At 27.9% G+C, this 12,178-nt stretch carries 13 protein-coding genes and 1 pseudogene; 1 reads left to right on the forward strand and 13 read right to left on the reverse strand.

What is annotated here, in order from left to right:
• A pseudogene (locus tag I4V63_RS03815) lies at nt 1-416 on the forward strand (hypothetical protein); the annotation flags it as partial.
• Nucleotides 417-587: 171 nt separating this feature from the next.
• On the opposite strand, the gene I4V63_RS03820 reads toward I4V63_RS03815, so the two are convergent.
• The 13 genes from I4V63_RS03820 to I4V63_RS15560 form a co-directional block, all read right to left on the reverse strand.
• Nucleotides 588-761 (reverse strand): hypothetical protein, encoded by a 174-nt coding sequence (locus I4V63_RS03820; protein WP_195999980.1) that lies wholly within the window; start codon nt 759-761, stop codon nt 588-590.
• Between the two features lie 68 nt (nt 762-829).
• Nucleotides 830-1,441, reverse strand: a complete 612-nt coding sequence (locus tag I4V63_RS03825) for a hypothetical protein (protein ID WP_195999981.1) — start codon at nt 1,439-1,441, stop codon at nt 830-832.
• A 72-nt stretch (nt 1,442-1,513) separates the two neighbouring features.
• Nucleotides 1,514-1,705, reverse strand: coding sequence for a hypothetical protein (locus I4V63_RS03830; RefSeq protein WP_207746495.1), 192 nt, complete (start codon nt 1,703-1,705; stop codon nt 1,514-1,516).
• A 312-nt stretch (nt 1,706-2,017) separates the two neighbouring features.
• Nucleotides 2,018-3,859 carry a 1,4-alpha-glucan branching protein GlgB gene (gene glgB / locus I4V63_RS03835; protein WP_195999983.1) on the reverse strand — a complete coding sequence of 614 codons (1,842 nt, stop codon included), beginning with the start codon at nt 3,857-3,859 and terminating at the stop codon, nt 2,018-2,020.
• Nucleotides 3,860-4,166: 307 nt separating this feature from the next.
• The gene (locus I4V63_RS03840) at nt 4,167-4,673 is read right to left on the reverse strand and encodes a DUF1836 domain-containing protein (protein ID WP_195999984.1); all 507 of its coding nucleotides are present in this window, start codon (nt 4,671-4,673) and stop codon (nt 4,167-4,169) included.
• A gap of 12 nt (nt 4,674-4,685) precedes the next feature.
• Nucleotides 4,686-5,537 carry a DegV family protein gene (locus I4V63_RS03845; protein ID WP_195999985.1) on the reverse strand — a complete coding sequence of 284 codons (852 nt, stop codon included), beginning with the start codon at nt 5,535-5,537 and terminating at the stop codon, nt 4,686-4,688.
• Nucleotides 5,538-5,759: 222 nt separating this feature from the next.
• Nucleotides 5,760-7,268 (reverse strand): carboxypeptidase M32, encoded by a 1,509-nt coding sequence (locus I4V63_RS03850; protein WP_195999986.1) that lies wholly within the window; start codon nt 7,266-7,268, stop codon nt 5,760-5,762.
• Between the two features lie 160 nt (nt 7,269-7,428).
• The gene (locus I4V63_RS03855; RefSeq protein ID WP_195999987.1) at nt 7,429-8,244 is read right to left on the reverse strand and encodes a MerR family transcriptional regulator; all 816 of its coding nucleotides are present in this window, start codon (nt 8,242-8,244) and stop codon (nt 7,429-7,431) included.
• A gap of 18 nt (nt 8,245-8,262) precedes the next feature.
• Nucleotides 8,263-9,573: an MATE family efflux transporter gene (locus I4V63_RS03860; protein WP_195999988.1), complete on the reverse strand. Its 1,311-nt coding sequence runs from the start codon at nt 9,571-9,573 to the stop codon at nt 8,263-8,265.
• Between the two features lie 233 nt (nt 9,574-9,806).
• The gene (locus I4V63_RS03865; protein WP_195999989.1) at nt 9,807-10,472 is read right to left on the reverse strand and encodes a nitroreductase family protein; all 666 of its coding nucleotides are present in this window, start codon (nt 10,470-10,472) and stop codon (nt 9,807-9,809) included.
• A 30-nt stretch (nt 10,473-10,502) separates the two neighbouring features.
• Nucleotides 10,503-10,895 carry a metalloregulator ArsR/SmtB family transcription factor gene (locus tag I4V63_RS03870; RefSeq protein ID WP_195999990.1) on the reverse strand — a complete coding sequence of 131 codons (393 nt, stop codon included), beginning with the start codon at nt 10,893-10,895 and terminating at the stop codon, nt 10,503-10,505.
• Nucleotides 10,896-10,925: 30 nt separating this feature from the next.
• The gene (locus I4V63_RS03875) at nt 10,926-11,747 is read right to left on the reverse strand and encodes an N-acyl homoserine lactonase family protein (RefSeq protein ID WP_195999991.1); all 822 of its coding nucleotides are present in this window, start codon (nt 11,745-11,747) and stop codon (nt 10,926-10,928) included.
• Nucleotides 11,748-11,983: 236 nt separating this feature from the next.
• Entirely contained in the window at nt 11,984-12,145 is a 162-nt protein-coding gene (locus tag I4V63_RS15560; protein ID WP_347707720.1) for a GH32 C-terminal domain-containing protein, read from the reverse strand.
• Nucleotides 12,146-12,178 lie beyond the last annotated feature (33 nt).

Consider the following 12,178-nt stretch of genomic DNA (forward strand, 5'->3'; position numbering starts at 1 on the left):
TAGAGATACACTTTCTTCTAGTGTTAAATAAATTGGATGGCGTTTATTTATTTTTAGCTGTACTTTTTTCAGCTTTTATTATAGCAACTTTTTTATCTGCAGGGCCTGCTGCTGCAACACTTCTTCCTATATGCTTACAATTAAACCCTATTGTAGGAAGTAATTTAGTATATGCAGCCTTAGCCCTAGGAATATTAGCTGGAAGTAGTATGTTACCTTGGTCAGCTACAGGAGGCCCGATAATGCTTAGTGAAGTAGGCCGATATCAAAATGACCACATTATTCAGCAAAATTATAAACTTAAAATAAATCAAGTTTACAATTTGAAAAAATATATTTCTTTTTCTATTCCTTTTTCACTAATAATATTATCTATATCAGCTTTATTCTTAATATCATATGTTTTTATCTTTTAAGTAAAGCTACAAATTTCAATTTGGTTAATCCAAGTTACTCATTCTACTGAAAATGAGGAGAAGTTTTCTTTAATTAAATATATTAGGTAATTATTATTAAAAACAATAATTATCTAATACATAAAAAAGCGGCATAGACCTTAATCTATACCACTTTTTTTATAATAACTATTAATTAAAGAAAGCTATAAATTCTGTATTTACATATACAGTTCTTTTATCTTCTAATCTTACAGCTGCTATTCCGTTATTTACATAAGCAACTTCACCTGTAATTAATATTGGTAATCCTGTAATTCCTATTGTTAAAGTAACTCCTGTATAATTTCTAATTAATTCTTCCATTTTCTTATTTATCCCCCTGTTTTTCTTTATTATAATATTTAAAAATATGCTTTTTTCATACAGTGTTATTATTTATGATGTTCTTCGCCTTTATTGTGCCCTTTTTCATCATCATGATCTTCTTTATGATGCTCTTCTTTTTCTTCATGGTGATCTTCTTTATGATGCCCTTCTGATTTTTTTTCATTCTTATCTTTATGATCATCTTTCTTATGCTCTTCTTTTTCACCATGATCTTCTTTATTATTATCGTTTTCTTCTTTTACTGCTTCTTTTTCATTATTTTCGTCTGCTTGTTTATCAGACTTTTCTTTTCCGTCTTTTCCATCATTGTTGCTCTTTCCGTCTTTATTATCCTTTCCACCCTTTCCATCATCTTTTTTATGATCTTTATCCCCTGGTTCTTCAGTAAGATCTTTCAAGGTTGAAAATCCTAATCCTAGCCCTTTTAATTCACTAAATCCTTCTTCTTTTTTAATTTCTGCTATAGGTTTAGGTGGTCCTGGTTTTTTCCCTTTATCATCTGGTCTATCTGTTAATGATTTTAAAGGCTTAAAACCTGGTCCTAAATCTTTTAGTTCACCAAATCCACTAAAAGATTTGCTTTTTTTGTCGATTAATTCCTTCAATGGAGCACCTAAACCCTTTAGTGCTTCAAATCCAGCTGCTTTCTCTTTCATTTTGAACCTCCTTTTATTCCCCTTTTGTAGTAATTATCATAGAACTTATAATCTATCTTGAACTTCTTATCATTAATAGAAGAAAGCAATTAGAGTTGATTCTATATAAACGCTACTACCATCCCTTAATCTTAAAGTTATTATAACTCCATCTCCACCAACTACTTCACCAGTAATCACTATTGGTAATCCTGTAAGAGCTATAGTTATATTTGTTCCTTGAAAATTATTTGTTATTAAATCATACATCTTTTTATCCTCCAATGATTCCTCTCCATACCAGCAACCTTTCTCGGTACGCCTTAATACGACAAATATTTATTTTTTTCTTATAGTACATAGTATTAAAACATAATTATTTTCGTTCCTCATAATCTTTTAAAAAAATGAAATATATTAATTTTTAAATATTTACATATTCTTAATAAATTATAAAAAAAGAAGTCCATATAAATAATTCACATTATATATATCGACTTCTTTTTTATACAACTTATAACTATTTAATTAAGTTATATTATACAATATTAAACTCAACACCTATATTTAATATTCTATGCGTAAATTTTATATTTACTATTTTAATATAAAGTAGACTGCAGAATATGGTCTCATATCAATTGATAGTAGTCTTCTCTTACTACTTGAAATTATTGAATTTGAATCATTTTTATTCCCATTTTCATAATACTTAATATACTCTTCAATTAATATTCTATAATCAGTAGTTCCATCTCCACCATATTCATTTATACTACTATCCATAAGAATCTCTAATGTTTTATTTTCAATTGGAACTTCAAATCCTTTATGATATGCATCTGAAAAATTGAACAAAGCTAATATTCGTTCATCTTTGCATATTCTTTCAAAAACATATATACACTTCTCTTCTTCATGGCAATTTACCCAATTAAATCCTTCTGTTTCATAATCATTTTCAAATAATGCTGGATGATTAATATAAACTAAACTTAAATCACGCATGAATCTATGAAACTTATTATGCATCGGATACTCTAGAATATTCCAATCTTGCTCTTTCTTTTCATCCCATTCTCTAAATTGACCAATTTCATTTCCCATAAAATTCAGTTTTTTACCTGGATGAGCATACATATACATATATAATGCTCTAGCCTGCTTAAACTTATCATCATATTCTCCATGCATTTTTTGGATTATAGTAGCTTTCCCATGAACAACTTCATCATGAGATAAAGGCATTAGAAAATGTTCACTATAAAAATACATCATAGAAAAAGTTAGCTTATGATAAGCTCTTCTTCTGTCATAAGGATGTAATTTAAAATATTCTAATGTATCATTCATCCATCCCATATCCCATTTATAGTCAAATCCAAGTCCGCCTTCTTCTATTGGAGCTGTAACTTTTGGATATGCAGTTGAATCTTCTGCAGCTAAAATTATATTTGGATGCATATATTTTAACCCCTGATTCATACCTTTAATGAAATCTACTGCATCTTTATTTTCTCCTCTATTTGAATCCCCTTGCCAATAAATAATATTACTTAATGCATCAACTCTTAATCCATCAAAATGATATTCTTCAATCCAATAATTTGCTGCTGATTGTAAAAAGCTTCTTACTTCTCCTTTTGAATGCATAAAGTTTTTACTTCCCCACTGACTAATTGCAACATCATCATATGAATATTCATATAAAGGCTCTCCATCATAATTAGCCAATGCAAAACTATCTACTGCAAAATGTACTGGAACAAAATCCATTAATACACCAATATTATTCTTATGACATGCATTTATTAAGCTTTTTAAATCTGTTGCAGTTCCATATCTAGATGTTGGACTAAAAAAACCTGTATTTTGATATCCCCATGACTCATCACATGGATGTTCACTTAACGGCATAATCTCAATATAGTTGTATCCATACTCCTTTACATATGGAATTAACTTATCCTCTAACTCTCTATAATTATACCATATGTTGCCCTCTTTCTTTTTCCATGACCCTAAATGAACCTCATAAATATTTAAGGGTTTATCTTTACAATCTGTTCTATTCTCAATCCATTCGTCGTCATCAAATTTATATTCATTTAAATCCCTAATTATTGAGGCAGTATTTGGTCTTAATTCCATTCCAAATCCATATGGATCACAATGCTCAATACATTCTCCATTTTTACTGTATATTCTATACTTATATAACATTCCTTCCTTTAAATTGGGGACTTTACATTCAAAGAATTTACCATCTTCTATCCTTTTCATCTCTGTTCCTTCCCAATTATTAAAATCCCCAATTAATTCTACCTTTAAAGCATTTGGTGCATAAGTTCTAAATATAACTCCATCTTTCTCAATATGTGCACCCATATATTTATAAGCATCAAAAACTTTTCCTGTGTAAAATCCATACATATCCATATTGTAATCTCCTTTTATTGTAATGTAGTGATTTTATCAATCACTTTTATTTTACAATATTTGTAAGATAAAAACTATCATAAATTATTACAAAAATTCAATTTATTTAAAATAAAGCTGCTTACTTGTATTATAAACATTAATTAATTTAATTTGGATTAATTTTAAATCAGTACATCTACTATTAAATAAAAAAAAATAAATAGGTTATCAAAAGGAATATTCTAATTCCTTGAGATAATCTATTTATTTTCTCGTATTACCATGATTCACAATAGTGTTATGGTTTCACATTTACATTACTAAACTAAATACTACGCAATTTGTCTACATCACTTAATTGTTGCTTAATATATAATTTATGTGCAAATGCCATAACTGATGACTTTAATATTTCACTTTCCTTTGTACGATTACTTGGGTTAGAAGACTTTGAAAAATCCCTTGTGAAAAATACCGACTTAATTGCTTCCTCAGTTTCATCACAAAAGTAATCATAAGCTACTTCAATTGGACAGCTTTCAATTTGAATATTTATTAAATCACATATCTCATGTAAACTAAATACTTGTTTTAATAAACAAACAACTATTAAGTATGCCAAATGTTCCTCATTATATTTTTTATCCTTAGGTGGAGAAACAATCTTTTGTTTAACATAATTATTCAACATAGTTGGTGTTAATAGTTTTTCATCACTTTCAATATTTAATGTTTTTGCTAATTCTTCTAAATATATAATTACTTGATCTTTATAAAGTGGAACCCTTGGTAATTCCTTAAATCTTGGTATAGAAAAATCAAAAGACTCCATGTTTCCTCCTCTCTACTTTAATGCATCATGCTTTTTAATGTATTGTACAGAAATACAGCTTGGACCCCCTTGAGTAGTAAATACTGGTCCTAACATATTAATTTCTATATCTGCATTTTCTATATATCCTAGTATAATATTTTTTGTGCATTTTGCCAATTCCTCATTACATGCATGAGAAATATAAATTTTATAATTTGAATCTACATTATTATTAATCATTTCTTCACTTATTTTTTGCATTGCCTTTTTAAGTGTACGTTTAGTTGTAAATTTCACTAAAGACTTTTTATCTTCAGCAAGAGTCATAACAGGTACTAATTTAATTACACTGCCTATTTTCCCAACAATAGGTGATAATCTCCCTCCTCTTACTAAATAATCAAAATCATGTGGAATTAAAAATGATTTTGTTTCTACTAATGACTTATTTATTTCACTAACTATTTCATTTTTAGTCTTTCCTAACTTAACAAGCTCTACAGCTAAATCAACTAAATATTTTTGTGGACCACATAAAGTTCCAGAGTTAATTACTTCAATACGCTCTGGATTCGTTGCCATATCCTTCGCAACACATGCTGAATTATAAGTTCCAGACAATCCATCTGCCATTGAAATATTAATTATTTCATCTTCTATATTTTCATCATAAATATTTAACACTTCTCCTATAGCAGGTTGTGATGAAACAGGAATGTGCCCAGCATTAATTATCTTAATAAATTCCTCAGTTATTATATCTTCATACTCTCTATAAGTTTCCCCATTAATAGTTACTATCAACGGTGCAATTGCAACTCCCTTTGCTTGTCCATCTTCTTTTGAATATAATGCCGATGAATCAGATACTATTTTTATCATAAATTCTCTCTCCAATCACTTAATATAGCGTTCTAAATTATTTTGAGTTTAATTCTAAAATACATAGTTTTAAAAACTATTTGTTTTAGATTATCACCCTAAATACATTTTGTCAATATCATTCATCTATTCTTCATGTTCATCCCAAATAAAAAATACTATAATAATCTGTTAATATAAAAATAGAGCTGAATCTATTTTGATTCAGCTCTATTTTTACTATTAATACTTATAAATCTCTTTATATTTATCATCTAAATATTTTAGGAAATACTTAGCTTGAAGTTCCTCGCCAGTAATTTTCTTTATTAATTCACTTGGATCATAAATATTAGCATATTCATGTACATTTTTCTTTAACCATTGATGTACTGAATTTAAATTTCCCTTTGAAATTTCATCATAAATATGTGGCTCATCCTCAAGCATTTTATTTAGCATTTGTGCTCCATAAAGATTTCCTAAAGCATAACTTGGAAAATATCCAAATGACCCATCTGACCAATGAACATCTTGAAGTACACCTTCTTTATCATTTTTTGGCTCTACTCCTAAGTATTCTTTATACTTTTCATTCCACACTCTTGGAAGATCAGAAACCTTTATTTTATCATTTACAAGAAGCTTTTCTATTTCATATCTTATAATTACATGTAAACTATAAGTTAATTCATCTGCTTCTGTTCTTATAAGAGACGGTTGAACTTTATTTATAATTTTATAAAAATCATCTTTTGTTACATGATCAAATTGATTACAAAATTCCTTTTTAGCCTCCCTATATAAGTAGTTGGAAAAGGCTTTGCTTCTTCCAATTATATTTTCATAAAATCTTGATTGTGACTCATGAATAGCCATTGAAGCTGCTTTATTTATTCCTGTTCCCTCTAAATAATCAGGTATATCCTGCTCGTAAATTGCATGCCCACCTTCATGTATTGCTGAAAACATTGCTGAAATAAAATCATTTAAATAATAATGATTTGTAATTCTAACATCTTTATTACTCATGTCCATAGTATATGGATGTTCACTTTCATCCATTCTCCCTGATTTAAAATCAAATCCCATAGTATTTAAAAGTTTAATACAAAATCTTTCTTGATTTTCCTTTGGAAATCTTTTTCCTGAAAGCTTGTTATTTATTTTCACTTTACTATTTTCTATTTTATTTAATATCTCTACTATTCCATCTCTCAATTCACCAAACACTATGTCTAACTTATCAACTGTTAATCCAGCTTCATAATCATCAAGTAATGTATTATATTTATTTTCACTATATCCTCTATATTCTATAGCACGTTTAGTTAGTTCTACTACTTTTTCTAGCTCTGGCCTAAATATTTCAAAATTACTTTCATTCTTAGCCTTTTCCCAAGATAATTGACCCTTAGATGCCGCTAATGAAAATTCCCTTACAAATTCCTCTGGATATATTTTTTCTTTTTCATATTCCTTTTTCATTTCACTTAACATTCTTTTTTGAATAAAATTCAATTCATTTATATGCTCTTCAAAAAATTTAATAAATTCCTGCTTTTTTACCCCAACTAATAAGTTATGCTGCTGAAGATTCATAAACGACATAGCCTCTGCTCTTTTTTCTGCTGCATTTTCAGGCATACCTGTAGTCATATCCCAATACATAAGGCTTTCTGCAGTTCTATAATATTCTATTTCATTTAAGTACTGTGCATATTCTTTTAATTTATTTTCTAATTCTGTCATAAAAACACCCCCTATATCTTAAACTTTTCCACTATAATATATTATTACTTTCTTTTTAATTTACTATATATATCCACAATTGTACCATAAAAAGTTATAAAATAAAAAATAGTCTTAACCTATATAAACTAAAGGTTAAGACTATTTCATTAATCAAAATTTATTTAATTTTTATTTCTAATTGAATTATTGACTTTTCTGCCTCATTAGCATTTATCCTCGATAGTATTGAAAACTCATTAAAATTCCCGACTGTTTCTATATTATTTTTTTCAATATAATTTAGCATTCTTTTATAATACTTTAAATTATTTTTATATCCATCGTCATAATACATTGTTAAATATTTTCCCTTTGGCAATATAATATTTTCATAATTATCCACTAAGTTCTCATGCTTATATAACATTATTGCAGTATAAACTACTTTACCTTGAGTTTTTAATTCCTCTAAAGAAGCTTCGAATGCTAACTCAGAATTCAACATGCAATCATCCTTTTCTGCCGCAAGTAAAACTTTCCTTAAATTAAGTTCAACTTCTTTTACATTCTCCATTCTGCAATTATATCTCTCAACTACTCTTTCATCATTTTCCTTAATAAAGATTTCTGTTTTCTCTACTTTCTTACTTTCTTTTATTCTAAAATCTAAAAAATCAATATATGATTTAACAGCCTCAAGTTCCCTTATCTTTTCATCTAAAACTATTCTTTGCTTCTCAAGTATTTTTATCATTGAATCTGCAGTTATTTCATCTTTTAATAACTCTTCTATTTCTTTTAATGATAATCCCATAAGCTTGCATTGCTTCAATAAATCAATCTTTATAAATTGATTTATTGAATAATACCTATAATTATTTTGTTCATTTATATACGCTGGCTTAAGAAGGCCCATCTTATCATAATATCTTAATGTTTGAATTGGAACATTAGTTAATTTAGATATCTCTCCAACTGAAAAATAAGTTTCCATATAAAAAATCTCCTGTGATTAACTAGCCTTGGCAATAGACTTTGTAGTATACGACTTAATATTAATAGAATAACTCAAAATTATAAATGTTAGCAATTCTGATATAGCTAAACTAATCCATATACCATTCATTCCAAGCAATTTAGATAAAGTAAATAATGATATAGGAAGTAATATTATACTTCTGCAACTGCAAAAAATATTAGAAACTTTAGGCATATTTATTGCTTGATAATAAACTGTACTTGTTAAATTAAACCCAACCATAATAAATGCAATATTTGTTAAATTTAAACCTATATATGCAGAATTAGCTATTTTAATATCTGAAGTAAATATATCTATCATATTTTTCCCAAATATAAAGCATACAGTCATAAATACTATATTTATTATAAATGCTGATTTCATTGTTATAGAATAAAATTTTAACATTTTTTTTGAATTTTTTGCACCATAATTATAACTTAATAATGGCTGTACTCCTATTGATAGACCTAGTAATACCATATAAATATTTGTTGTTATATAATTAATTATTGCAAAAGCTGATAAAGCTATTTCTCCACCAGTTTTAACTAATGCTAAATTCATAAAGAATATTATTATTGAAAAGCTTACTTCCGCAAAGAAAGATGGAAATCCTATATTAATAAATTCCTTTAATATTTTACTTTCTAATTTTATATTTCCAAAAGTTAATATACCTCTCTTCATTATAAAATGAGGTAATAATATCCCTATAGTAACTATTTGACCAAGTCCCGTAGCTATTGCAGCACCTTTTATTCCAAGCCCTAATGGGAATATAAATATATAGTCTAAAATTATATTAGTTACCGCGCCTAATAATGTTGATATCATGGCAAGCCTTGGTCTTCCATCATTTCTAACAAAGCTATTTAATGCAATACCAACTAAATTTGGAATACAAAATAAACTATAATACCTTAAATAGGTTGATGCTAAAGGCACCAATGTATCTGTAGCTCCTAATATTCTTACTATATATTTTGAAAATACAACTGCAACTAGACTTATAACTAAACTTATAATTAACAAAAACTTAAATACTTGCCTAAATATTTTCACAGCCTTTTCTTTATTATTAGCACCTATATTTTTAGATACTAGATCTCCACCACCTACCGCGAACATAGTTGCTATTCCAAATAGCATTATAGTAAATGGCATAACTATATTAACTGCTGCCAATGCAGAGTCTCCAACACCTTGTCCAACAAAAATTCCATCAATTATTGTATATAGAGATGAAACAAACATGGCTAAAGCTGAAGGAACTGCATATTTTAAAAATTCTTTTATCATGATTTTACCTCCATTTTTGTTTCTCTAACCATAATAAAGTCTATAGTAACTATAGTGTCAATAGTTATTTATAAAAAGTCTATAGTAACTATAGTGTCAATAGTTATTTATAATATGAGTTTATTATATATGCATCATTAAATAAACCATAACCAAACCTATAGTTTAATTATAAAAAAACACATACTAAAAATGTATGTGTTTATATATACTAGTGTAGTTATAGCACCTATTTAGATATATTCAAAGTTTTCTTTTCCAGCGCCTACTTCAAAGTGATATTTAACTATTCCTAAATCTAACTTACTATAAAATGCAGTTAATGCCTTAGCATTTACTTTATTTCCATCTAAACTAATAAGAAACTTTTGTTGATTCATAGCCGTAGGGGCTAGAACTGCTGCTTCCATTCCTCTTTTAAACCAATCCGGCATATCTCCATTTACCCTACAAAGTTGTTCTATAGGTTTACTTTTATGCGCAACACCTTGATTTTCCCCGTATCCTAAAGCTATTACACAACATAATTTTTCTCCATTTTCAATCTTACATATTGTATTACCTTTACTAAAGGTAAGCGCTACCCAACATGTATTCAATCCTAATTGAGTTGCCTTAATAACTATCTTTTCACCATAATATCCACACTTTTCATAAAAGTCATTGCCTTTCTTGCCTACTATAGCAATGTAGTTTCTAACATTGTTAAACTTGCCATAATGAGCCATAAAACTATCAAAAGCTCTAGGCTCATCTGTACATAACTGAATATTTAAATTTCCTTCTTTATTACACTGATCAATAGTCTCTAATAACTCACTTTTAATATTTTCATCAATCTTCCTATCAGTATATCTACGAACCGAATGACGATTATTAATTGCCTCAATAATATTCATAATTAATCTCCCTCACTTATTAATATATTCTTATATAAAATCCTTATTTGATTCTATTTCTATTTGGCTTTTCGAACATTCCTTTTCTGATATCTCATCAACTATTTCATTTATTTTAGCAAACAAATTTCCAAGATGCTTCCATATAGTTTCTTCTGCACTTACATAATAATAATTTTTAGTACCTTCTCTATACATACCTACTATTCCAGCCTCTTTTAATATTCGTAAATGATGTGATACTGCTGGCCTTGAAAGATGTGTTTTTTCTGTTATTTCCCCTACCCTTATTCCGTGAACTTCACTTTCAAGCAATGCTATTATAATTTGCTGCCTAGTTTCATCTCCTAAAGCTACAAAAGCCTTTTGGCATGCTTTTAACTCTTCAGCAAGTTCTAACCTCACTTCATGGCATTTTTTCATATGCTTACCTCTCCCCTTCTTAATATTTTTTTATAAAACCACTATTTCATCTTTAACCTTTGGATCATGTGTTGCAAATACTCCTACACACTCTTTTTTGTGAGCCATATTCCTAATCCATTTTAAAGATGTTATCATATCCTCTTTATTAACTAATGGCCCTGGTATACGTAGATTCTCCCATGAATCCTTGGCATACCCACAATCACCTGTAATTAAAATAAATTTATCGTTATTTTTTACCATAACTACAATATTTCCTTGAGTATGTCCCTTCGCATCTATTAATAATACAGTTCCATCCCCAAATACATCATATGCTTTATTAAATGGCCCATATTCTGAGTATTCCATTGAAAAACCTTCTATATTTATTCCATTCCAAAATCTTTTATAATATCTAACATTTCCTTTTCTTATCGCCTCTAACTCTTCTTTCGATATCATAATTCTTTTAGCATCCTTAACTAATTCTAATCCGCTTGCATGATCACAATCCATATGAGTTAAGAATACATAATCTAAATCTTTAGGCTCTATATTTAATTTTTTAAGCTGTTCATTTATAGCTTCTCCTTCTGGTAATCTAGGCTTACTTGCCATATATAATAATGGAGATAAATGCTTTATAGGTTTATTTCTAACATCTGTATGCCATCCAGTATCTATTAATATATTCCCTTTTGGATGCTCTATTAAATAAGCAGTAACTGGCAACCATACTCGCAACTTTTTACTCCTGCCAATCCCTGTATATGCTATGGGATTTTTAGATACATCCCTAAAAGGAACTGCAGGATCAACCCCAACTTCACCACAATTCAATATATTAATTTTTATTTTCTCTTTCATAATTGTATTTCCTCACCACATTCTTTCTTTTATTTTATTGATACCAATAAATTTTTATTTATATTTTCTATAGTTTAATTGTTTATATTTTTAAACAATTATATCACTAATATCTTTCTATTGTTCAATGGTAAAGAAAATCCATACCATTATCTTAAATACATAATAGTAGCATTTTCATATTTTTTTAAATTAGCAAATTAGTAACCCGTGCAGATAATCTGCACAGGTTTTTACTAATAACTAAAATTAAATTTCCATAAATCAATATCTATATTTGCTTGTCCATTAGCAAATATAGCAACACCTTTACTTTCTTCTTTTGTAAATATCCTTGAAGTAAATACCTCTTCTCCATCATTAACAAATATCTCAACTGAAGAAACATCTACAAATATTTACACTTTTAAATTCTTTTCATTATATTCGCA

This window comes from Clostridium sp. 1001271B_151109_B4, assembly GCF_015670405.1.
Lineage (GTDB): Bacteria > Bacillota > Clostridia > Clostridiales > Clostridiaceae > Clostridium.

Excerpts from the sequence above, each read along its gene's own strand:
- I4V63_RS03820 (WP_195999980.1), bottom strand. The coding sequence starts at position 761 with ATGGAAGAATTAATTAGAAATTATACAGGAGTTACTTTAACAATAGGA.
- I4V63_RS03825 (WP_195999981.1), bottom strand. The coding sequence starts at position 1,441 with ATGAAAGAGAAAGCAGCTGGATTTGAAGCACTAAAGGGTTTAGGTGCT.
- glgB (WP_195999983.1), bottom strand. The coding sequence starts at position 3,859 with ATGGATATGTATGGATTTTACACAGGAAAAGTTTTTGATGCTTATAAA.
- I4V63_RS03840 (WP_195999984.1), bottom strand. The coding sequence starts at position 4,673 with ATGGAGTCTTTTGATTTTTCTATACCAAGATTTAAGGAATTACCAAGG.
- I4V63_RS03845 (WP_195999985.1), bottom strand. The coding sequence starts at position 5,537 with ATGATAAAAATAGTATCTGATTCATCGGCATTATATTCAAAAGAAGAT.
- I4V63_RS03850 (WP_195999986.1), bottom strand. The coding sequence starts at position 7,268 with ATGACAGAATTAGAAAATAAATTAAAAGAATATGCACAGTACTTAAAT.
- I4V63_RS03855 (WP_195999987.1), bottom strand. The coding sequence starts at position 8,244 with ATGGAAACTTATTTTTCAGTTGGAGAGATATCTAAATTAACTAATGTT.
- I4V63_RS03860 (WP_195999988.1), bottom strand. The coding sequence starts at position 9,573 with ATGATAAAAGAATTTTTAAAATATGCAGTTCCTTCAGCTTTAGCCATG.
- I4V63_RS03865 (WP_195999989.1), bottom strand. The coding sequence starts at position 10,472 with ATGAATATTATTGAGGCAATTAATAATCGTCATTCGGTTCGTAGATAT.
- I4V63_RS03870 (WP_195999990.1), bottom strand. The coding sequence starts at position 10,895 with ATGAAAAAATGCCATGAAGTGAGGTTAGAACTTGCTGAAGAGTTAAAA.
- I4V63_RS03875 (WP_195999991.1), bottom strand. The coding sequence starts at position 11,747 with ATGAAAGAGAAAATAAAAATTAATATATTGAATTGTGGTGAAGTTGGG.